Origin of the sequence: Clostridium intestinale DSM 6191, assembly GCF_900130055.1 — a bacterium.
In the GTDB taxonomy this organism is placed as follows: Bacteria; Bacillota; Clostridia; order Clostridiales; family Clostridiaceae; genus Clostridium_T; species Clostridium_T intestinale.
On record NZ_FQXU01000005.1, the window covers coordinates 101,331 to 122,521 of the forward strand.

A 21,191-nucleotide genomic window follows, 5' to 3' on the forward strand; every position below is an offset into this window, starting at 1 on the left:
GTTAAAAAAATAACTAAATATTGAGGAGGAGTTTAAAATGAAAGAAGTAGTTATTGTTAGTGCAGTAAGAACAGCCATTGGAGCATATGGAAAAAGTCTTAAGGATGTTCCAGCAGTTGAGTTAGGGGCTAAAGTTATAGAGGAGGCAGTAAGAAGAGCTGGAATAAATCCAGAGGAAGTTAATGAAGTTTTTTTCGGTAACGTACTTCAAGCTGGATTAGGACAAAATCCAGCAAGACAAGCTGCTATAAGAGCAGGTTTGCCTGTAGAAGTTCCAGCATTAACTATAAATAAGGTATGTGGATCAGGACTTAGATCAATAAGTCTAGGGGCTCAAGTAATTAAAGCCGGAGATGCTGAGGTAGTTGTTGTAGGTGGAATGGAAAACATGTCTCAATCACCATATTTATTAAATAATTCTAGATGGGGATATAGAATGGGTAATGGTGAGTTGATAGATGAGATGTTAAAAGATGGTCTAACTGATGCTTTTAATAATTATCATATGGGTATAACTGCTGAAAATGTAGCCGAACAATGGGATGTAACAAGAGAGGAACAGGATAGATTTTCACTTGAGTCACAATTAAAGGCAGAAAAGGCTATAAAATCTGGAGAATTTAAAGAGGAGATAGTTCCTATAACAATAAAAACTAAAAAAGGTGATATTGTTTTTGATACTGATGAATTCCCAAGATTCGGGAATACTATAGAAGCATTGAACAAATTAAAGCCTATATTTAAAGAAAATGGAACAGTTACAGCAGGAAACGCTTCTGGAATTAATGATGGTGCAGCTGCTTTGGTATTAATGAGTGCTGATAAGGCAAAAGAAATAAATATAAAACCTTTAGCTAAAATTGTTTCTTATGGATCAGCTGGACTAGATCCGTCAATTATGGGATACGGGGCTTTTTATGCAACTAAGATAGCTTTAGAAAAAGCTAATCTAAGAAGTGAAGATATAGATTTAATTGAAGCAAATGAAGCATACGCATCTCAAAGTATAGCTATTTCAAAAGACCTAAACTTCGATAAATCTAAAGTAAATGTAAATGGAGGAGCAATAGCACTAGGACATCCAATAGGTGCATCTGGAGCGAGAATAGTAGTAACTTTATTACATGCTATGAAGAAAAGGGATGCTAAAAGAGGATTAGCTACTTTATGTATAGGTGGGGGAATGGGAACAACATTAATTATAGAAAGTGTATAATTAATAGAAGAAATGTGCATATTAATAACATGCACATTTTATTATTTCAACATAAAAATTTAGCATGCAATCATTCAATAAAATTGTCAAAACAATTATACATTAATTATAAGGAATATTAAGTTAAATATACGTTATCTTAAAAAAGAATAGAAAAACAGTTAAATATTAGATAAAATATTAGTAGTTATATTAATAATTTTAAAAAATAACTTGAAATAGGATAATAGTAGTGATATAATCAATATATATTCTTTAAATGGTAAGTAAATAATTGAACAACAATATTTTCGGTAAGTACTTAATTTAAATGTACTATACTATTGAAGAAATTTTATTGCTGAATTTTTACAAATATTTTAAGAAAATAAAATTTTGGAGGTACTCATCAAATGAATGGTACAGTTAAATGGTTTAATAGAGAAAAAGGATTCGGTTTTATAACTGGTGAAGATGGAAAAGATGTATTTGTACATTTTTCTCAAATAAAAATAGATGGTTATAAGACACTTGAAGAAGGTCAAGAAGTTTCTTTTGACGTTGCAGAAGGACAAAAAGGACCACAAGCAGAAAACGTAACTATAGCTAGATAGTTAAATTCAAACCTTTAAGAAATTATTCTTAAAGGTTTTTTTATTGCAATTAATTAGTCTTTTTTACTTTATTAAGGTAAGAGAGACCTTTTTTTTATACATTCATATATTAAATTAAGAGAACTAAATTGATAAAACTAAAATAATAAAAACATTGGAGGAATTAAAATGATTAAAATTAAACATATTTTAGAAACAATATCATTATGTATAGAATTGATGTTTTTTTCAAAAGTAACTTTAAATAAAGATAAAAGTTTATTTGAAGAAGTAGAAAATTGCGGTGTTAAGATAAGATAGAAAATGAAAATGTTAATTTAGGAATAAAAAATATAATTAAATTATTTATAAGAGAAAAAAAGAATAATTAAATGTTAAAATTCATAAAAAATTATGTGTAATGTGTCAAATAAATCCTAAATATGGTATTGTATTTATATCGTACATTTAGGAGATGCTGATATATCTATAAGGCCTCTCTACGAAGGGGAGATTAGGGTGCGGTTATTAAAAACTCGGGGTAAGTTTAAAAATAAATTAACTATTCTATTAGTTTCGGTAGTTATAATGGTTTCAACATTTCTAGGTGTTTTTCAATATATTTTAATTAAAAATACCTTAGAAGATAATTTTGTGCAGAGTAGGAGATTAGTAAGAGAAAGAGTGATGAACATACTGAGTTCATCAGATAAAATGCAATCAATATTGGAAAGTCAGTTAGAAGAACAAGGAAAACCTATATTACAAATGTTAAACGAGGCTTATGTTGACAGAGGAAATGTTGACTTTAATTTAGAAGATTATCTTGATAATAGATCAGATATAGATTTATATATAATAGATGTTAATGATACAGTAATTAGAAGTACTGACAGAAATGATTTAGGGTTAAAGTTTAAACCATGGTCAGATTTTACTTTGTTTTTAGAGAAGGTTAGAGCGGAAAAAAAGTTTGTTTCTTCAAGAGTAAGCTTATCAATAAAAAAGTCTGAAATGAAGAAGTATTGCTATTTACCAAGTGAGGATGGAAAATATATATTTGAGATTGGCTTTTCCATGGAGGAACAAAATAAAAAATTGGATGGTATGGGACTTGATAACTTTGAAGAAGCTGTTGTTAAGGATAATAAATTTGTAGATAAAATACTTTTATTTGATTATCAGGGAATATCTTATAAAAAAGATGGTGATAACAATAATATTTATGTAGGAGAAAAGAATTTAGCCTACTTTGAAGAATCAATTAAATCTATGAATGTAATAGAGGTTGTAGCAGATTTTAATGGAAGAAAATCGTATTATGATTATGTACCCTATGAAATAGTTGGAGCAAAGGGTGCAAATGAAAGAAATGTTGTTCAAATTGTTTATAATGATGCGGAACTCCAAAAAAGTCTAACTAATAGTAAAATGATTGTAATAGCGGTAGTTATATTAGGAACAATTATGGTGGCGGCATTTGGTTTTGTAAGAGGAAAGAAACTCATACATCCTATAGAAAAAATTATAGATAGTGTAAATGAAATTTCTAGAGGTAATTTTAATATTAAGATAAACATAAACTCTGGAGATGAAATGCAGATACTAGGAAATAATTTGGAAAAGATGTCAATAGAGATTAAAAATCTACTAGATGAACAATATAAAGATAAAGAAAACTTAGAGAAACAGAACTTTGAAATATTATCTCAAAAAGAAGAGATAAATGCATTATATGAAGAGACAACAGCCATGAATGAAGAACTTACTGCTTTGCTTAAGGAAAATGAGAATAGTTATTTTGAAACAGTTAGAGCCTTAGCTAATTCTATTGAAGCAAAAGATTCTTATACAGGTGGACATTGCGAAAGAGTTATGAAGTATTCTTTAGGAATAGCGGATCAATTAGAGCTAAGTGATTATGAAAAAAATAAATTAAGGTTTGGTAGTATTTTGCACGATATTGGGAAAATAGGAATACCAGAAAAAATACTTAATTACTCAGGTCACTTTTCAGAAGAAGATTATGAAGTTATGAAAAAGCATCCTGAAATTGGTGCAAATATTTTAAGAGAATTAAGTTTTCTTGATGAAAGTGTAAGAATAGTATATGAACATCATGAAAGAGTTGATGGAAAAGGATATCCTAGAGGATTGAAAGATGAGGAAATTGATATGTTAGCAAAAATAGTTTGTGTAGCTGATGCTTATGATGCAATGACAAGCAGCAGACCTTATAGAAAGCAAGCTATGACAAAAGAAGTTGCTATAGATGAATTAATTAAAAATTCAGGAACTCAGTTTGATAAAACTGTAGTTAATGCATTTGTGGAATATTTAAAGGATGAAAAATCAGATAAATAAAGGTGGCTGTGGCACTAATTACTTAGTGCTACAGCCATTTTTATGTAATTTATTAGTTTGTAGCTCTCTTTCTTCTTTTTGTTAATATATATACACCAAGAGTGGATTTATATGCAAATAATAAGCAATTAATGGTAAAAAATGAATAAATATAATTAAATTTTAAAGCAAACTAACAACATATAATGGCAAAAATGGTTAGTATTATAACGTAGATCTTTATTTAAGTACCATTTTTATATTTATTTAAATTTATAAATCGGTAGAAAAAATATCATTATAGATTAAATTTTGCAATAAAACTTGCAAGAAAATATATATTTATTAAAAAAACTTGAACAAAACTACCATTTGTGATATTCTATGAATAAATATAAAATAGATATGAGACAAAGGAGTCGAATTATCTCTGTGAGGTTTTAGGCTCCTTTTTTAAATATGTATCATAATGTATATATATTTATTGAGGCAGTAATGAATAAGGGGGAGTCATATTTGATTAGTTTAAAGAAAGTAAACAAACACTTCGGTAAACTTCATGTATTGAAAGATATAGATTTAGAAGTTAAATCAGGTGAAAAGTTAGTGGTTATAGGTCCAAGTGGTTCTGGAAAAAGTACTCTTATAAGATGTATGAATTATTTAGAAGAACCTTCTTCAGGAAATGTTATAGTCGATGGGGTAGACTTAACAGTAAAAAAAGCACCTGTTGCAAAAGTTAGACAATCTGTAGCAATGGTGTTTCAAGGATTTAATTTATATCCGCATAAAACGGTTTTAGAAAACTTAACTTTAGCACCTATTAAAATACAAAAGGTACCTAAAGCAGAATCAGAGAAGACAGCTCTTGAGTATCTTGATAGGGTTGGGTTAAAACATAAAGCGAATGCTTATCCTTCACAACTATCAGGTGGACAACAACAAAGGGTAGCAATAGCAAGGGCATTAAATATGCATCCTAAGGTAATACTGTTTGATGAACCAACATCTGCTCTTGATCCAGAAATGATTCAAGAAGTTCTAGATGTTATGGTTGGGTTATCTCATGAGAATATAACCATGGTTGTAGTTACTCATGAAATGGGTTTTGCACGTGAAGTTGCAGACAGAGTTATATTTATGGATGGTGGAGAAATAATTGAGGAAGGAAGTCCTGAACATTTCTTTAAAAATCCAACACATGAAAGAACAAAATTGTTTTTAAGCAAAATATTAAGATAATAATTTTAAAGGGGGATTAAAAAATGAAAAAATTATCAACTATTCTTGTGCTAGCTTTATCAGTAGCACTTGCGGGATGTTCTACTGGAGGAAAAACAACTGGAGATGGAGGCACAAAAGACGAGGTACAAGCTATAAAGGATAAGGGAACTTTGAAAGTTGGGGTAAAGGTTGATGTTCCTAACTTTGGATATAAGGATCCTTCAACTGGAAAAATAGAAGGTTTTGAAATTGATATAGCTAAAGCAGTAGCTAAAAAAATTCTTGGAGATGAAAATAAGGTTGACCTTCAAGCTGTTACGGCTAAAACAAGAGGTCCTTTGCTTGATAGTGGAGAAGCAGATATGATAGCGGCTACTTTTACAATTACTGAAGAAAGAAAACAAAGTTACAACTTCTCTGAACCATACTTTGTAGATGCTGTTGGATTACTTGTTAAAAAGGATTCAGGAATTAAGTCTTTTAAAGACTTAGATGGTAAAAAGATAGGGGTTGCTCAAAGTGCTACTTCAAAAACTGCTCTACAAGCAGAAGCTGATAAACTTGGAATAAAAGTAGAATTCTCAGAATTCGCTAGTTACCCAGAAATAAATACTGCATTAACTTCTGGTAGAGTAGATTGTTTCTCTGTTGATGGATCTATCTTATCTGGATATGTGAATGATAGTACAGAAATATTGCCAGACAAATTTTCACCACAAGATTATGGTATAGCCTCTAAGAAAGATAATACTGCACTTGCAAAAGTTATTGACGATACAATTAAAGAATTAAAATCAAATGGAGAATTAGATAAGTTGAAGACTAAGTGGGGTCTTAAGTAATGACAGGACCATTTGCGTGGTTTAAATGGGAAGCTCTTTTTAAAGATTGGACAATATTTAGAGATGGTTTCCTAACAACATTAACAGTATCTCTCTTAGGGTTAGCTTTAGCTCTGGTATTAGGAGTATTTTTTGGTATATTATCAGCTTCTAAGATTAAAATTTTAGAAGTAATAAGTAGAGTGTATGTAGAATTTATTCAAAATACACCATTAGTAATTCAAGTATTCTTTTTATTTAATGCGTTACCTTTAATAGCTAATATAGTGTTGCCAGTAAAAACAATAGGAATATTGGCAGTAGGAATATATCATGGAGCATATATTGCAGAGGTTGTTAGAGCTGGTATATTATCTATAAATAAAGGTCAGCTAGAGGCTGCTTTTTCTCAAGGATTTAACTATTGGGAAGCTATGAGGTATATAATATTACCTCAAGCTAAAGTGGTTATGTTACCTCCATTAACTAATCAGGCTGTTAACTTAGTTAAAAATACTTCAGTTTTAACTATGATAGCTGGAGGAGATTTAATGTATAGATCTGACTCTTGGGCTAATGAAAAAATGTATTATGGACCTGCTTATGTAATAACAGGATTGTTATATTTAGCAATATGTCTACCTTTAGCGACTTTAGCAAGAAAGCTTGAGTCGGCTGATTATAATAATGTTCAACATGTAGTAGAGGATGAACCGGAACTAAGTTATAAGAGGGAGGCGACAGCATGATAAAAGAAGTGTTAAATCCTGTTAATATTAAGTTTTTACTACAAGGTTTTTCATTAACTCTCTATATATCTGTAATATCAATACTTTTAAGCATAGTTTTTGGAACTATTTTAGGTGTTTTAAGAAGTTCAAGTAAGGGTATATTAGGAAAGTTATCTTCAATATATATTGAAGTGGTTAGAAATACCCCTCTTCTTTTATGGATATTTTTTATAAGGTTTGTATTTAGAATGCCAGCTGTAAATGCAGGAATACTAGCATTTACAATCTTTACTACTGCTATAATAGGTGAGGTGGTAAGAGGAGGATTAAGTTCAGTTAAAAAAGGTCAGTGGGAAGCTGCCCAGTCTCAAGGATTTAACACCTTTCAGACCTTAAGATATGTAATACTTCCACAGGCTTTTAAAAATATGATACCAGCAATACTTTCTCAGTTTGTAACGGTAATAAAGGATACATCATTTTTATGGGCTGTAGGCGTTGAGGAGATAACAGGTAAAAGTATGATTTTAATGGGAGCTTATGCTACACCTACACAAGTATTTACATTATATACAACAGTGGCTTTAATATACTTTGTGGTTAATTATTTGATATCAATTGTGTTTAGAGCGCAACATGCTAGATTATCATTGCAAGGATAGTGTATTTAGTATAAAAAGAGTGATTATTAATTTATATAAATTAATAATCACTCTTTTTCTTGACATTTTATTCTAGTTTAAATATAATTTAAATTAACAAAACGTGATAAAAGATAACATCACGTAACATTAATAAGTTAATTATAAGCACGGAGTTGTGTTATGTTATTTTTCATATACAACAAGGTGCTTTTTTTGTTTGTAATTAGCTAAAGCTATTTATATATAAATTAAAGGGGGATATAAAATGAAAAACAAAAAAATTATTACTACTACAATTTTAGTACTAGCTATGCTTTTTTCAGTAATAGGGTGCAGTAAAAAAGATGATTCAGCATCTAAAGAGCAGGCAAATGAACCAGAAGTAACAATTACAGTATCCGCAGCAGCAAGTTTAAAGGATGCCATGACAGAATTACAGACACTATATAAAAAAGAAAAATCTAATGTAACCATTACATATAATTTTGGTTCATCAGGTTCATTACAACAACAGATTGAACAAGGTGCGCCAGCAGATATATTTATGTCAGCTGCTCAAAAACAAATGACTGCGCTAACAGAAAAAGACTTAATACTCAAAGATAGTAAAAAAGATTTATTAGAAAATAAGGTTGTACTTATAACGGCTAAAGATAATACTAATATTAAGGATTTTAGTGATTTAACTAGTGACAGTGTTAAAAAGGTTGCATTAGGCGAAACAAAAAGTGTTCCAGTAGGGCAATATTCAGAAGAAGCTTTAAAAAAGATTGGGATATTTGATAAAATCCAAGGTAAAACAGTTTATGCTAAGGATGTAAAAGAAGTTCTTGCTTGGGTAGAAACAGGGAATGCTGACGTCGGAATGGTATATGCTACAGATGCTAAAGTATCTGCTAAAGTTAAGGTAGTTAAGGAAGCGGAAGAAGGAAGTTATACTAAGGCTATTTATCCGGTAGCAGTTTTGAAAGATAGTAAAAATGTTGATGCAGCAAAAGCTTTTGTGGATTTTATATCTAGCGATTCTGGAAAAGCTATATTCGAAAAATATGGATTTAGCGCTTTGAAGTAATTAATAATTTAAGGTGGTGTAATAGTGACTATGGATTTAACGCCTATATGGATTTCTTTAAAAACAGCATTTGTTTCTACTATAATAACATTTTTTATAGGAATTTTAATTGCACAGCTTATGAATAAATATCAAGGGAGGCTTAAAGGTTTATTTGATTCAATACTAACATTGCCATTAGTATTACCACCTACAGTAGTTGGATTTTTTCTATTACTTATATTCGGGAAAAATGGACCATTTAAAACAATACTTGAAAAATTAGATACTCAGATTATTTTCTCATGGTCTGCAACTGTTTTAGCAGCTGTAGTTGTAACCTTTCCGCTTATGTATAGAACAGCAAGAGGAGCTTTTGAGCAAATAGATTCAAATGTTTCTAATGCTGCAAGAACATTAGGGGCTTCTGAGTGGACTATATTTTGGAAAGTAACAGTTCCACTTGCTTGGCCAGGAATAGCAGCAGGGACTATACTATCCTTCACTAGAGCGTTAGGAGAATTTGGAGCAACATTGATGATTGCAGGTAATATACCAGGGAAAACTCAAACTATACCCGTTGCTATATTTTTTGCAGCGGAAGGTGGAGAAATGGACAAAGCTTTGATGTGGGTATTACTTATAGTAGGAATATCTTTTACAGTAATAATTTTAATGAATTATTGGTCTGAGTATCAAGGTAAATACCTGTCTAAGAAAAGAGGAAAGAATTATGGCGTTATTAGTTGACATAGAAAAGGTCCTTCAAGGTTTTACTTTAAAAGTTAAGTTAGATATAGGTAATGAAACACTTGGTTTATTGGGGCAATCAGGGTGCGGGAAAAGCATGACCTTAAAATGCATAGCTGGAATTGAAACTCCTACAAAAGGAAAAATAATATTAAATGGAAAAACATTATTTGATTCAGAAAAAGGAATTAATGTACCTATAAAGAATAGGAAAGTGGGCTATTTGTTTCAAAATTATGCATTGTTTCCTAACATGACAGTTTTGAAAAACATTCAATTTGGATTAAAAGATTTATCGGAAAAAGAGAGAGAAAAAATAGCTCAAGATAAAATCAATATGTTCCAGCTTAATGGATTAGAGAATAGATATCCTTCACAATTATCAGGAGGTCAGCAACAGAGAGTAGCTATTGCTAGGGCTTTAGCTGTTGATCCAGAGATTTTGTTATTAGATGAACCATTTTCAGCTTTAGATAATTTTCTAAAAAGTCAGGTTGAAAAAGAATTAATGGATGGTATTAATTCGTATGGAAGAACCGTGATATTTGTTTCTCATAACATGGATGAGGTATATAGAATATGTGATAACATTAAGATTATCTCTAATGGTAGAGAAGAAGCAAGTGGAACTAAAAAAGAAATATTTGAAAGACCTCCAACATTAATTTCAGCTAGGTTAACAGGGTGTAAAAATTTCTCTAAGGTAAAAATAATATCAGATAATGAACTAGAAGCATTAGATTGGGGATGTAGAATATACACTAAAGAAAAAACAAAAGAAAACATATCCTACATAGGGATAAGGGCTCATCATATAAAGATAGCAGAAAATAATTCTGAAAACAATATATACAGAAGTAGAATTGTAGAATTTAGTGAAACACCTTTTAGTACTACAGTATATTTAGAAATTATAAGGGACGGAAGAAAAAATAAATTTTTACATTGGGAGATATCAAAGGATTTGTGGGAGAAACTTCAGGGGAATACAGAAGAACTTAATATAATAATACCAGATGATAAGGTTATTCTAATGAGAGAAACCTAAAGTGATAAGGATGTTTAACTAATATAAGTTAAACATCCTTATTTTATGTTAGAGAAAATTTTTTATCATAATCGAAGTCATTAGAATCTTGTTTAGTAGTACCTTCTTTAAATTTATCTAATCCTATTCTAAGAATAAAATCACTAGCCTTTTCACCAAAATTAGCATTAAGTTGGTAATAAGTAATAGCTTTTTCAAAAAGATTATATGCTTCGTCTTGAGGTAAATCTATTCCTATAATATCAGCAACCCTTGGGTGAAATCCAGAAGAACCACCAACAGTAACTCTAAATCCTGTAACATCTGCAATTATTCCAAAATCCTTAGAATATACACCACCACAAGCATTTCTACAACCTGCAATTCCTATTTTGGTTCTGTTAGGCATAGCTGAACCATGATATTTTTTAGAAATTATCATACCTAGACCCATGATGTTAGCTTTAGACCTTTTGCAAAAAGCAGATGGACATATCTCAACATTTTTAACGGAATAAATATTTTTTACAGCAGGCTCCATCCCGAGTTCAGCCCATATATAAGGAAGATCTTCTTCCTTAAGATTAGTAATTAAAATTCTTTGACCAGAAGTTAATTTTAAAACTCCCTTATATTTTTTAGCTACCTTACCTATTTTAATTAGGTTATCAGGAGTTATAAAACCTCCTGGAATATGTGGAGTTATACCAAAGGTTCTTACACCATTTCTAACTTTTTGTAAATTACCGTAATAAGCCATAAAAATCCCCCATAAAAAGTTCTTTATGTATATATTTTAATTTAAAATATAGGTTTTGTAAGTATCTTAGGTTACAGAACTTCAACATTGTCTTTATACTCTATATTAGTAACTTCACCAGCTTCACTTATTTTTAGACCTTTGCCATGTTTCATATCATTAACCCAAGTACCCAAGTACTTATCTCCCTCAACATATGACAAAATCCCATATCCGTGGCAAGCATCATTTAACCATTCCCCTGTATAACTATCACCATTTTCCCAGTTATATATTCCTTGACCAGACTTAACATCATCTTTCCAACTACCTATATAGCTTTCTCCATCAGGCCAAGTATAGATTCCATATCCATCTTTTAGATCTTTTTTCCAAGAACCTATGTATTTTTCTCCATCAGCCCAAGTTAAAGTTCCTTCACCATCCATTAAATCGTCTTTCCAGAAACCTTCGTATTTACTTCCATTAGAAAATATAAATGTTCCAAAGCCATGTTTTTTACCATCTTTTCGTTCGCCTTTATAAACGCCAGAAGTAACGTGATGACTATTATTGTTTGAAGTAGGTACAAAATTAATTTTTGCTGCATTTAAGTTTTTTATATTAATAGATTTCATGATATCAATCTCCTTGTAATCATTTGTTTTATAATCTATAGTATAGCATATTATTTGTAAATATATAAATGATTATATATTTCAATATTTTATCAGTTATGGTATTATATTTTAGTGAAACAAATAACAAATAAATGGGGGATATATTATGATGAGTTGTTATATTTACTTAACACCGGCAGCATATAATTTGGAAAAACCTGATGTAGAATTAGAAGCTTTTTCAGTTAGAAGAGATGGAGATTATCTTATGATTGAAGATAAGGATGGTTATAGTCATATAGTGAATTTGATAGATGTATTTGCAGTAACATATAAATAGAGGAGTCCTATGATTAATATTAACATGTATGAGGTCTATGAAAATTGGAGAAGTGGATTAGGTAAGTTTAAGTGGAGTTTAGTTTCTACTCCATTTGCGTCTTCAAAACATATAGTTAAGGATTTAATTTTGGATGATGATTTAAAAAAGAAAACCATTGATGATATATTAGATGATTTCTCTAAAGATTTAATAGTAAATCAGAAAGAAGATGAGATTATTATTTTTGATTTTGATGGAGAAAGGTCTTTAGATTTAGCTTTTAATTTAAATAAGGAATACATGATTAATCCAATACTCATATTTGCTCATATATTTCATTCAAATGGAATTGTTGGAAGTAAGGATATGCTTAATAAACTGATTAAATATTCTTATGGATTAAAAAATGAAAATAGTAAGTATGGAATATTTTTAGACTATGATAGATTTAGTGATAGAGAATATAATCCTAGAGAGTATTTTAACAATCAGTACAGGCTCACAGAGGAGGAAATGCCTTACATTGAAGATTTTATCAGGGCTGGAATAGATAAAGTCATAGTGATTTCTAAAGCGCCAATAAAGATAGATATTAAGGAATATATAGATTATATTAAAAGTAGTGAACTTAAACTTGAAGTACACTTAATAGAGTAATTTATATAATGAGGAGAATTAATGGAGAAAAAGTGGAAGAAAAAAGCTATATCACTTACATTGATAACTACTGTAACAGTAGGAGCACCTAGTATTTTTCTTGGGTGTAATGATCCTAAGATTCAAGAGACTATAGGAGAAGATACAGAAGACACTGCATATCACGGAACTGGAGACACACCTTTTATTTTTCCTAAAAACTCAGAAATAGATGAACAAAATAATAATAGCAGTGGGGGTTCTTCTACCCATGTTATAGGGTATAGAAGCACAGGATGGCTTACATGGAAAAATGCATCAACAAATAATGATGATACTAAATATAATTCAACAGATAAGAATTCAAAATCTAAAGGATATTCATCATTTATTAGAGAAAGCTCATCTTCTTAAAGGCATAGGAAGGATATTATTATGTATAGAGATTATTGGGACAAACTTCTTTTTCACTATAAACTTATTCATTCTAAGAGCTTTAAAAATGTATACTCAGATATTCCTTATTTTATGAAGCCTAAAATCTATGAAGAGTTCATAGAAACTGCTAAACATATAAACAATATAGCACTAAGGGTTCAAAATGGAATCAATTCTGAGTTTAGTGATTTTAAAAAATATATTCCAAAGTTTAACTACATGGAGGAAATAATATCTCTTACAAGAGAACCTATACCTGTTTTTTGGAGTAGATTTGATGGATTTATAAGAGCTGAAAATAAGGATAAGCGTATATTTTATAGTGAATTAAATTATGATAAGCCATGTGCTGAGAGAGAATGTATGGTAGCAGAAGAAACGTTAAAACATAATAACGTAAATAACGGCTTCTATAACAAGATAATAGGGAATTTCTATGATATTAAAGATAAGTATTATGGATCTAAAAATATAAATGTTGCATTTTTAGTAGATCCAGCACATTATGAGGAGGCACATTTAGCACTATTATTTCAAGAACAGTTATATAGAGATGATATTAAAATTATTATAACTGGAGCTGAAAATATATATGTGGATAATGATGAGACTTTTTGTTTTGATAACAAAATAGATATAATATTAAGGCTTTATCCAACTGAATATTTATATGAGATAAAAGATATACGCAAGTTGCTAACTTTATTTAATGATAATAAGATTTTAATATTAAATGATCCAAGAGTAATAATTTCTCAGTGTAAAAATCTTTACTCATACCTTTGGAAGTTAGTTGATAATAAGGATACTAGATTAAATGAAAAAGAGAGAGAAGTAATAATTAAAACCCTCCCATATACAGAAGAATTAACAAACTTTAATATAGAAAAAGCAATAAAGTACAAAAATGATTTTGTTATAAAACCTATATACGGAAGATATAGCGAAGATGTTTTTATAGGTTCCTTACATAGTGAAATAGAGTGGGAACAGTCAATTGAATATATTAAAAATGAAATGCATATTAAACCTTTTATTCTTCAAGAATTTTGTAACCAAAAAAGAGAATTGAGTTATTATTATGATGGAAATTTTAGAAGAGCAACTAAAGGTTATGGGAATTATGGAGTTTTTTTATCTAATGATGAAGTTATAGGTATGTGTGTTAGATGGAATCCAGATTACTTAACTGTAGACGACTATACTTGGTTTACACCTATAGGAGTAAAAGAGGAAGTTTTTAAAGAGAAAGATACTGATTTATATATAGAAGATATAGAGATAAAGATAGTTATAGATGGAGAGTTTACAGGAATATACTCTCATGATAAACCTTATATAAAAACATCACTTGCAATTTTAGAAGAAGAAAAATTTGATGAATTAAAGTATGCTTTCGAAAAACTTTTAAAGATATTTAAGAAAACTAGAAATCATCTATTAGATAATATAAATTTATATGAGGATATTTTAAGTATTAATGGGCTTGGTCAATTAATGAAAAAAGAATTATCCAGTGAACTTTCTTTTATAGGAAGAATGGACTGGATATTAGACATACACGATAATTGGAAGGTTCTAGAGATTAACGGAGAGACGCCAGCGGGAATATGTGAAGCTGTATATGTGGAAGAGATTATCCTAAAAGAATGCGATATAGATGAGGGCTTTGAAAGAATTAATAAAGACCTAAAGAGGAAGATAATAAGTCAAGGAAAGAGGCTTGTAGAAAGCTACGATGTAGATAATCCTACCATTGCCTTTGTAGCTTTAACTTATTATGAAGATTGGGTAAATACAAATGCTCTTTATAGGATTTTTAAAGAAACATCTGATTATAGTTGTATTTATGGAAATATAGAAGACTTAGTAATTGAGGGAGAGAAGGTATATCTCTATGGAACAGAGGTAGATATAATTTTCAGGTATTATCCACTTGACTGGTTTACTAAAGAAGATAATGCTAATTTAAAAAATCTCATAAACTTAGTTAACGACAAGGTTTTTTTCTTAAATCCTATTAACACTATAATTATGCAATCAAAAAGCTTTTTCTCAATAATATATGCACTTATAGAAAGAGATTTTTACACAGTAGAGGAACTCGGATTTATAAAAAAATATATACCTTTTACTACTTTCGATTTTAATGAATTAAAGTCAAATGAGTTTTTGATTAAGCCCCTTTTAGGAAGAGAAGGTAAAAAGATTACGCTTAGTCATGATTTGGAGAAAATTCCTGATGAGGATATAATTTTTCAGGAGAGAGTTTTTCAAAAAGGGAATGAAGATGGAGAATTTATAGTTATAGGTACATATTTTACTGGAGATGAGTTTGCAGGAGTTTACACAAGAATAGGGGGAGAAGTCACCTCAAAAGATTGTACTTTTATTACTTTAATGAAAGGGATTAAAGACTAGGTATGAGAAGAAAACTGAAAAAATTAAGAAGATTAAACAAACTTAGAAATCATAAAAAGTATAAGTATGACAAGAAACCTATAATAGCAACTAGCTCACCAAGTATTAAGAAAATAGTAGGGGCTGGTTTTGTAGCAATAGGTTTATTAGTAATTATAACTATTGTTATAGGAATTGTTACAAGTAAACAAACAATATCTGTTTTTAGTGGAAAAGCGTATCTAAAATATTTAGGCGTAGATTCAAGTTCAAAATATGAAGATAATATATTAGAGACTTATAATCTTGAGGTTTTTGAAGGAGTGGTATTAGGGAGAAGCGAATTAAATGGAGAGAAGAGGTTTATATTTTGTGTAAACAAAGATGGAGTAGTATCTTATGATACTGAAATAACTGAAGTTCAGGGAGAAATAGTACTATCTAGTGAATATTTAAATAATGGAAAAGTTACAGTTTATAATAGATTTTATGAAAATAACGAAGGAAAAAAGGTTAAGACATATTATTATAAAATCTATTGCGATATTACTCAAGTTAAGGATATGAACATTTGATTTATAGGGGTTAGTAATGAAGATAAATTACTAACCTATTTTAGTGAATTTGGGCTGGGGGAAATAATGAATTATACATATATATTAGAATGTTCAGATGGAAGTTATTATACTGGATGGACAAATGATTTAAATAAGAGAATAGAAAAACATAATGGTGGAACAGGAGCTAAATACACTAAAGGGAGGAGACCTGTTAAGCTAAAATATTATGAGGAGTTTGAAAGTAAACAAGAAGCTATGAAAAGGGAGTATGAAATAAAAAAACTACTACGCAAAGATAAAGACAAACTTATAAAGGATTATAATGGAAGGGAAAATATTTAAAAAAAGTATAAGTATTTTTAGTTTACATTCGATAAATAAATAAGAATAATTATTATTTGTTAATTATACGTAGAATTTTACGGGAGGATAAAGATGAAAAAAATAGGGACAAAAATAGTGTTACTTACAATGTTAATAGCAATAAGTACAGGTATAATAACAGGATTAACATCAGTACTACAAATAAATTCCATAAAGCAAGGATTTCTAAATAGTAAAAAAGAACAGATGTTAAATACATATAATCAAACAATAAAAGAACAAGTTGAAACAGTTATAACAATGTTAGATGGAGTAAATAGTAAATATAAAAAAGGGGAAATAACTTTAGAAGAGGCTAAATCAGAAGGTGCAGCTCTACTAAGAACCATAAGATATGGTAAAGAGGGTTATTTTTGGGCAGATAATGTTGATGGAACTAATGTAGCTATGTTAGGTCAATCTGTAGAAGGAACAAATAGATATGAATCTAAAGATGCAAATGGCACGTATTTCATTAAAGAAATAATTAAAAATGGACAAAATGCTGATGGTGGATATACAGAATATTATTTCCCTAAAGCTGGGGAATCAGAAGCATCTGCAAAAAGAGCATATAGTAAATATTATGAGCCTTTTGGATGGGTTGTAGGAACAGGAAATTATATAGATACAATAGACAATACTATAGCAGAAGAATCAAATATAATTTCTGAAATGATATCAAAGCAAGTTGTTACACTTATAACAATAATAGGAGGAATCATTATTGCGGCAATAGCAATAGGTTGGATTGTAGGAAAGAGAATTTCAAAACCAATATTAAAGGTTACTGAATTAGTTAATAAAACATCGAAGCTTGATTTAGCTTATGATGAAAGTTTTGAAGTTATTAAGAATTATAAAGATGAAACGGGTATTATGGCGGAAGCGGTTATAAACCTAAGAAAAGAAATTAGAGAAATAATAGAAAATTTAAAGGAACATGCAGAAAGTTTGTCTACTAACTCAATAGTTTCTTTAGAGGGAGCTGAAAATACCTCAAATGGTATACAAGCTATTTCAGCAACTATGGAAGAGTTAGCAAAAGGATCAGTTGAACAAGCGAAAAATTATCAGGATATAGTAGATATATTTAACAACTTTACTGATAAGATATCACATGTAGTTAGTGGGGCTGAAGAACTTAAAAACATATCGAAGAATACTAAGGAAGCTAATACTAAAGGAAGAGATAGTTTAGATATATTAGTTAATAAATTTGAAGAGAATAAATTAGCTTTAGAAGATATAGGACAAAATATATATGCGCTTTGGAATCAATCAACATCCATAGGTAGCATAGTTAATAAAATAGGTGAAATCGCAGAACAAACTAATCTTTTAGCTTTAAATGCAGCTATTGAAGCAGCGAGAGCTGGGGAGCAAGGAAGAGGTTTTGCTGTAGTTGCAGATGAAGTTAGGAAGCTCTCAGAAGAAGTAAACAATGAAACTAAAGAAATAGCAGCTGTTATTAAAGAAATTCAGCTTGAGGTAAACAATTCTCAAAAGAGTATGGATAAAGGTAGAGAATTATTAGTGGCAGTAAACTCTGCAGTTAATGATACTACTGAGGTATTTAACTTAATTGAAAATAGTACAGATAACTCATTGGAGAAAATTAATAACCTGTATACGAATATAAATTCAGTGGATAAAGATAAAAATGGAGTAATGGATTCTATTCAATCAGTATCAGCAATAACAGAGGAATCCGCAGCTGGATTGGAAGAAGTGTCGGCTTCTATGCAAGAACAAAATGCTACAACAGAAATTGCAGTAGTATTAGCAGAACAGTTAAAGGCGATTTCTTCAGATTTAGATGAGATAATAAATAAATTTAATATTTAAAAAAGAGGGTATTATGAAGTGGATATTGAAATCATTTCTCATAATACCCTCTTTACATTTGGCTCATTATATGATAATTTTAATATATAGACCTCCCCCTGGGGGTGGGTGTGTGAATAGGAGGGAATTATGAAAGAAAAAGTTTTTAAAATAGAGGGAATGACCTGTGCTGCTTGTTCAAATGCAGTAGAAAGAACTTCAAAAAAACTTCAAGGAGTTTCAAGTGCATCTGTTAATTTAGCAACAGAGAAATTAACAATTTCCTATGATGAAGGAGTTTTATCAGAGGATAACATTATTAAGTCTGTAGAAAAAGCAGGATTTAAAGCTATAGACTTAGAGTCAGAAGTTAAAGTTGAACTTATAAATAAAACTTTGGATATACAAGGAATGACTTGTAGTGCTTGTGCTAAAGCTGTAGAAAGAGCTGTTAATAAACTAGATGGAGTAAATAGTGGAAATGTTAATTATGCTACAGAAAAGCTTACTATAGAGTATGATATTTCAAAGGTTAGAACTGCTGAAATAGTAGCAGCTATAGAAAAAGCAGGATATAAAGCAATAGAAAAGGAACAAAAAATAGAAGAAAAAGAAGATTCTAAGTTAAAAGAATCTAAAGCATTGTGGAAAAGGTTCATAGTTTCAACTGTATTTACAATACCTTTATTGGTTATAGCTATGGGACACATGATGGGACTTATGCTTCCCAATATTATAGAGCCTATGCATAATCCCATGAATTTTGCTATTATTCAATTAATATTGGTTATTCCTGTAGTAGTAGCAGGACAAAAGTTCTTTAAGGTAGGATTCAAATCATTATATTCAGGACATCCTAATATGGATTCCTTAATTGCTATAGGTAGCTTAGCAGCAGTGCTGTATGGATTATTTGCTATATATCAAATATCTCAAGGAAACAATGATTATACTATGGATTTATACTTTGAATCTGCGGCTACTATATTAACCCTAATTACTTTAGGAAAATATTTAGAAAGTATAACTAAAGGAAGAACTTCAGAGGCTATAAAGAAGCTTATGGGGCTAGCTCCTAAAACTGCAACCATAATAAAGAATGGGAAAGAGATAGTTATTCCTATAGATGAAGTTATAGTAGGAGATGTAATATTAGTCAAACCAGGCGAAAAACTTCCTGTAGATGGAGAAGTAGTAGAAGGGTTAACTTCTATAGATGAATCTATGCTTACTGGAGAGAGTATTCCGGTTGAAAAGACTATTGGCTCAAAGGTTATAGGAGCATCAATAAATAAAAATGGTTCCATAAAATATAAAGCTACTAAGGTTGGAAAAGATACAGCATTAGCTCAGATTATAAAACTAGTAGAAGATGCTCAAGGGACTAAGGCGCCTATAGCAAAACTTGCAGATATAATATCAGGATACTTCGTACCTGTAGTTATAACTTTAGCTATATTATCAGCGGGAGTATGGTATTTTGTAGGAAAAGGACCTATATTCTCTTTAAGTATATTTATATCAGTTTTAGTAATTGCTTGCCCTTGTGCATTGGGACTTGCAACACCTACAGCAATTATGGTAGGTACAGGTAAAGGTGCAGAGAATGGTGTATTAATTAAGGGTGGAGAAGCACTAGAAACTACTCATAAAATTCAAACTATAGTATTCGATAAAACAGGTACTATAACTGAAGGAAAACCTAAGGTTACAGATATAATAACCAATGGATATGATGAAAATGAATTATTAATATATGCTGCAAGTGCAGAAAAAGGATCAGAACATCCTCTAGGAGAAGCTATAGTAAAAGATGCTGAAGAAAAAAACTTAGAATTTAAAAAGGTAGATAAATTTAAAGCTATTTCAGGAAAAGGTATTGAAGGAACTATAGATGGAAAGAGATTTGTACTAGGAAACTTAAAGTTAATGAATGAAGAGAATATACACCTTGATAGTTTTAGTGAAGCTTCAGATAAATTAGCTAAAGAGGGAAAAACTCCTATGTATGTAGCAGAAGAAGGTAGGCTTATAGGTATTATAGCTGTTGCAGATACATTAAAGGAAAGTTCTAAAAAAGCAGTAGAAACTCTTCATAAAATGGGAATTAAGGTTGCTATGTTAACTGGAGACAATAAAAATACAGCTGAAGCTATAGCGAAACAAGTTGGTATAGATACAGTAATAGCTGAAGTTTTACCAGAAAATAAAGCACAGGAAGTTGAAAGGCTACAAAATAAAGGCTTAAAAGTTGCTATGGTTGGAGACGGTATAAATGATGCGCCAGCTTTAGCTAAAGCTGATATAGGAATTGCAATTGGATCAGGAACAGATGTAGCCATAGAATCAGCAGATATAGTCTTAATGAGAAGTGACCTTATGGATGTACCAACTGCTATTCAACTAAGTAAGAAAACCATAAAAAATATAAAAGAAAATTTATTTTGGGCATTTGCCTATAATACTTTGGGAATTCCAGTTGCTATGGGAATATGGTATGCTTTAGGTGGAAAACTATTAAATCCAATGATAGCAGCCTTAGCTATGAGTTTTAGTTCAGTATCAGTATTATTAAATGCTTTAAGACTTAAAGGATTTAAACCTGTGAAATAGAAATATATAATTTAAGGAGGAATAAATTATGAAAAAAATAATAATAGAAGGAATGTCTTGTGGACATTGTAAAGCAAGAGTAGAAAAGGCGTTAAGTGAATTAGATGGAATAACTTCAGCAGTTGTAGATTTAGAAGCTAAAACAGCTACAATAGAGGGAGAAACATCAGATGAAATTTTAAGAGAAACTATAGATGATGCAGGATATGATGTTATATCAATAGAATAATCAATTTTTCTAAATGTAGAGATGCTAAACTATTTTAATAGTAGCATCTCTTTTTCTGTATATAT

The 21,191-nt window shown here is 30.0% G+C and carries 22 protein-coding genes; 20 read left to right on the top strand and 2 right to left on the bottom strand.

Translation table 11 applies throughout. The features are described from left to right. Positions 1-37 precede the first annotated feature (37 nt). From BUA92_RS07150 to BUA92_RS07195, 11 genes are all read left to right on the top strand, one after another. Entirely contained in the window at positions 38-1,216 is a 1,179-nt protein-coding gene (locus BUA92_RS07150) for an acetyl-CoA C-acetyltransferase (protein ID WP_073018206.1), read from the top strand. 392 nt (positions 1,217-1,608) lie between these two features. Beyond that, positions 1,609-1,809, top strand: coding sequence for a cold-shock protein (locus BUA92_RS07155; protein ID WP_021800652.1), 201 nt, complete (start codon positions 1,609-1,611; stop codon positions 1,807-1,809). Positions 1,810-1,977: 168 nt separating this feature from the next. Next, complete coding sequence (locus BUA92_RS23720; protein ID WP_275299520.1) at positions 1,978-2,109, top strand: hypothetical protein; 132 nt, start codon at positions 1,978-1,980, stop codon at positions 2,107-2,109. Positions 2,110-2,502: 393 nt separating this feature from the next. Next, complete coding sequence (locus tag BUA92_RS07160) at positions 2,503-4,152, top strand: HD-GYP domain-containing protein (protein ID WP_207650342.1); 1,650 nt, start codon at positions 2,503-2,505, stop codon at positions 4,150-4,152. A gap of 495 nt (positions 4,153-4,647) precedes the next feature. Further along, positions 4,648-5,373, top strand: coding sequence for an amino acid ABC transporter ATP-binding protein (locus BUA92_RS07165; RefSeq protein WP_073018238.1), 726 nt, complete (start codon positions 4,648-4,650; stop codon positions 5,371-5,373). Between the two features lie 23 nt (positions 5,374-5,396). Next, a complete protein-coding gene (locus BUA92_RS07170) occupies positions 5,397-6,197 on the top strand; it encodes a transporter substrate-binding domain-containing protein (protein WP_073018240.1) in 801 nt (266 codons plus the stop codon). Further along, complete coding sequence (locus BUA92_RS07175) at positions 6,197-6,925, top strand: amino acid ABC transporter permease (RefSeq protein WP_083553444.1); 729 nt, start codon at positions 6,197-6,199, stop codon at positions 6,923-6,925. The genes BUA92_RS07170 and BUA92_RS07175 overlap by 1 nt, the downstream gene beginning before the upstream one ends. Continuing rightward, positions 6,925-7,569: an amino acid ABC transporter permease gene (locus BUA92_RS07180; protein ID WP_390888065.1), complete on the top strand. Its 645-nt coding sequence runs from the start codon at positions 6,925-6,927 to the stop codon at positions 7,567-7,569. The genes BUA92_RS07175 and BUA92_RS07180 overlap by 1 nt, the downstream gene beginning before the upstream one ends. Positions 7,570-7,816: 247 nt before the next feature. After that, complete coding sequence (gene modA, locus BUA92_RS07185) at positions 7,817-8,623, top strand: molybdate ABC transporter substrate-binding protein (RefSeq protein WP_073018244.1); 807 nt, start codon at positions 7,817-7,819, stop codon at positions 8,621-8,623. 30 nt (positions 8,624-8,653) lie between these two features. Beyond that, entirely contained in the window at positions 8,654-9,352 is a 699-nt protein-coding gene (gene modB, locus BUA92_RS07190; RefSeq protein WP_073018916.1) for a molybdate ABC transporter permease subunit, read from the top strand. Further along, entirely contained in the window at positions 9,336-10,400 is a 1,065-nt protein-coding gene (locus BUA92_RS07195; RefSeq protein ID WP_073018246.1) for a sulfate/molybdate ABC transporter ATP-binding protein, read from the top strand. Before modB ends, BUA92_RS07195 begins: the two co-directional genes overlap by 17 nt. A 43-nt stretch (positions 10,401-10,443) precedes the next feature. On the opposite strand, the gene BUA92_RS07200 is transcribed toward BUA92_RS07195, so the two are convergent. Both BUA92_RS07200 and BUA92_RS07205 read right to left on the bottom strand, forming a co-directional pair. Continuing rightward, entirely contained in the window at positions 10,444-11,139 is a 696-nt protein-coding gene (locus BUA92_RS07200; protein WP_073018248.1) for a nitrite/sulfite reductase domain-containing protein, read from the bottom strand. 71 nt (positions 11,140-11,210) lie between these two features. Further along, positions 11,211-11,756, bottom strand: coding sequence for an MORN repeat-containing protein (locus tag BUA92_RS07205; protein WP_073018250.1), 546 nt, complete (start codon positions 11,754-11,756; stop codon positions 11,211-11,213). Between the two features lie 148 nt (positions 11,757-11,904). Between BUA92_RS07205 and BUA92_RS23235 the strand changes: the two genes are divergently transcribed. The 9 genes from BUA92_RS23235 to BUA92_RS07245 all read left to right on the top strand — a co-directional run bounded on the left by BUA92_RS23235 (position 11,905) and on the right by BUA92_RS07245 (position 21,126). Beyond that, on the top strand, positions 11,905-12,078 hold the full coding sequence (locus BUA92_RS23235; RefSeq protein WP_156337811.1) for a hypothetical protein: 174 nt from the start codon (positions 11,905-11,907) through the stop codon (positions 12,076-12,078). 9 nt (positions 12,079-12,087) lie between these two features. Continuing rightward, the gene (locus BUA92_RS07210) at positions 12,088-12,717 is read left to right on the top strand and encodes a hypothetical protein (RefSeq protein ID WP_073018252.1); all 630 of its coding nucleotides are present in this window, start codon (positions 12,088-12,090) and stop codon (positions 12,715-12,717) included. Positions 12,718-12,738: 21 nt separating this feature from the next. Then, on the top strand, positions 12,739-13,110 hold the full coding sequence (locus BUA92_RS07215; protein WP_073018254.1) for a hypothetical protein: 372 nt from the start codon (positions 12,739-12,741) through the stop codon (positions 13,108-13,110). Between the two features lie 114 nt (positions 13,111-13,224). Further along, positions 13,225-15,555, top strand: a complete 2,331-nt coding sequence (locus BUA92_RS07220; RefSeq protein WP_207650343.1) for a glutathionylspermidine synthase family protein — start codon at positions 13,225-13,227, stop codon at positions 15,553-15,555. Between the two features lie 2 nt (positions 15,556-15,557). Continuing rightward, complete coding sequence (locus tag BUA92_RS07225) at positions 15,558-16,109, top strand: hypothetical protein (protein WP_073018258.1); 552 nt, start codon at positions 15,558-15,560, stop codon at positions 16,107-16,109. 66 nt (positions 16,110-16,175) lie between these two features. Further along, positions 16,176-16,436: a GIY-YIG nuclease family protein gene (locus tag BUA92_RS07230; RefSeq protein WP_073018260.1), complete on the top strand. Its 261-nt coding sequence runs from the start codon at positions 16,176-16,178 to the stop codon at positions 16,434-16,436. A gap of 93 nt (positions 16,437-16,529) precedes the next feature. After that, the gene (locus BUA92_RS07235; protein WP_073018262.1) at positions 16,530-18,305 is read left to right on the top strand and encodes a methyl-accepting chemotaxis protein; all 1,776 of its coding nucleotides are present in this window, start codon (positions 16,530-16,532) and stop codon (positions 18,303-18,305) included. A gap of 129 nt (positions 18,306-18,434) precedes the next feature. Next, on the top strand, positions 18,435-20,897 hold the full coding sequence (locus BUA92_RS07240) for a heavy metal translocating P-type ATPase (RefSeq protein ID WP_073018264.1): 2,463 nt from the start codon (positions 18,435-18,437) through the stop codon (positions 20,895-20,897). 28 nt (positions 20,898-20,925) lie between these two features. Next, positions 20,926-21,126 carry a heavy-metal-associated domain-containing protein gene (locus tag BUA92_RS07245; protein ID WP_175550873.1) on the top strand — a complete coding sequence of 67 codons (201 nt, stop codon included), beginning with the start codon at positions 20,926-20,928 and terminating at the stop codon, positions 21,124-21,126. The last annotated feature ends 65 nt before the right edge of the window (positions 21,127-21,191 follow it).

Excerpts from the sequence above, each read along its gene's own strand:
- BUA92_RS07150 (WP_073018206.1), top strand. The coding sequence starts at position 38 with ATGAAAGAAGTAGTTATTGTTAGTGCAGTAAGAACAGCCATTGGAGCA.
- BUA92_RS07155 (WP_021800652.1), top strand. The coding sequence starts at position 1,609 with ATGAATGGTACAGTTAAATGGTTTAATAGAGAAAAAGGATTCGGTTTT.
- BUA92_RS23720 (WP_275299520.1), top strand. The coding sequence starts at position 1,978 with ATGATTAAAATTAAACATATTTTAGAAACAATATCATTATGTATAGAA.
- BUA92_RS07160 (WP_207650342.1), top strand. The coding sequence starts at position 2,503 with ATGCAATCAATATTGGAAAGTCAGTTAGAAGAACAAGGAAAACCTATA.
- BUA92_RS07170 (WP_073018240.1), top strand. The coding sequence starts at position 5,397 with ATGAAAAAATTATCAACTATTCTTGTGCTAGCTTTATCAGTAGCACTT.
- BUA92_RS07175 (WP_083553444.1), top strand. The coding sequence starts at position 6,197 with ATGACAGGACCATTTGCGTGGTTTAAATGGGAAGCTCTTTTTAAAGAT.
- modA (WP_073018244.1), top strand. The coding sequence starts at position 7,817 with ATGAAAAACAAAAAAATTATTACTACTACAATTTTAGTACTAGCTATG.
- modB (WP_073018916.1), top strand. The coding sequence starts at position 8,654 with ATGGATTTAACGCCTATATGGATTTCTTTAAAAACAGCATTTGTTTCT.
- BUA92_RS07195 (WP_073018246.1), top strand. The coding sequence starts at position 9,336 with ATGGCGTTATTAGTTGACATAGAAAAGGTCCTTCAAGGTTTTACTTTA.
- BUA92_RS07200 (WP_073018248.1), bottom strand. The coding sequence starts at position 11,139 with ATGGCTTATTACGGTAATTTACAAAAAGTTAGAAATGGTGTAAGAACC.
- BUA92_RS07205 (WP_073018250.1), bottom strand. The coding sequence starts at position 11,756 with ATGAAATCTATTAATATAAAAAACTTAAATGCAGCAAAAATTAATTTT.
- BUA92_RS23235 (WP_156337811.1), top strand. The coding sequence starts at position 11,905 with ATGATGAGTTGTTATATTTACTTAACACCGGCAGCATATAATTTGGAA.
- BUA92_RS07210 (WP_073018252.1), top strand. The coding sequence starts at position 12,088 with ATGATTAATATTAACATGTATGAGGTCTATGAAAATTGGAGAAGTGGA.
- BUA92_RS07215 (WP_073018254.1), top strand. The coding sequence starts at position 12,739 with ATGGAGAAAAAGTGGAAGAAAAAAGCTATATCACTTACATTGATAACT.
- BUA92_RS07220 (WP_207650343.1), top strand. The coding sequence starts at position 13,225 with ATGAAGCCTAAAATCTATGAAGAGTTCATAGAAACTGCTAAACATATA.
- BUA92_RS07225 (WP_073018258.1), top strand. The coding sequence starts at position 15,558 with ATGAGAAGAAAACTGAAAAAATTAAGAAGATTAAACAAACTTAGAAAT.
- BUA92_RS07230 (WP_073018260.1), top strand. The coding sequence starts at position 16,176 with ATGAATTATACATATATATTAGAATGTTCAGATGGAAGTTATTATACT.
- BUA92_RS07235 (WP_073018262.1), top strand. The coding sequence starts at position 16,530 with ATGAAAAAAATAGGGACAAAAATAGTGTTACTTACAATGTTAATAGCA.
- BUA92_RS07240 (WP_073018264.1), top strand. The coding sequence starts at position 18,435 with ATGAAAGAAAAAGTTTTTAAAATAGAGGGAATGACCTGTGCTGCTTGT.
- BUA92_RS07245 (WP_175550873.1), top strand. The coding sequence starts at position 20,926 with ATGAAAAAAATAATAATAGAAGGAATGTCTTGTGGACATTGTAAAGCA.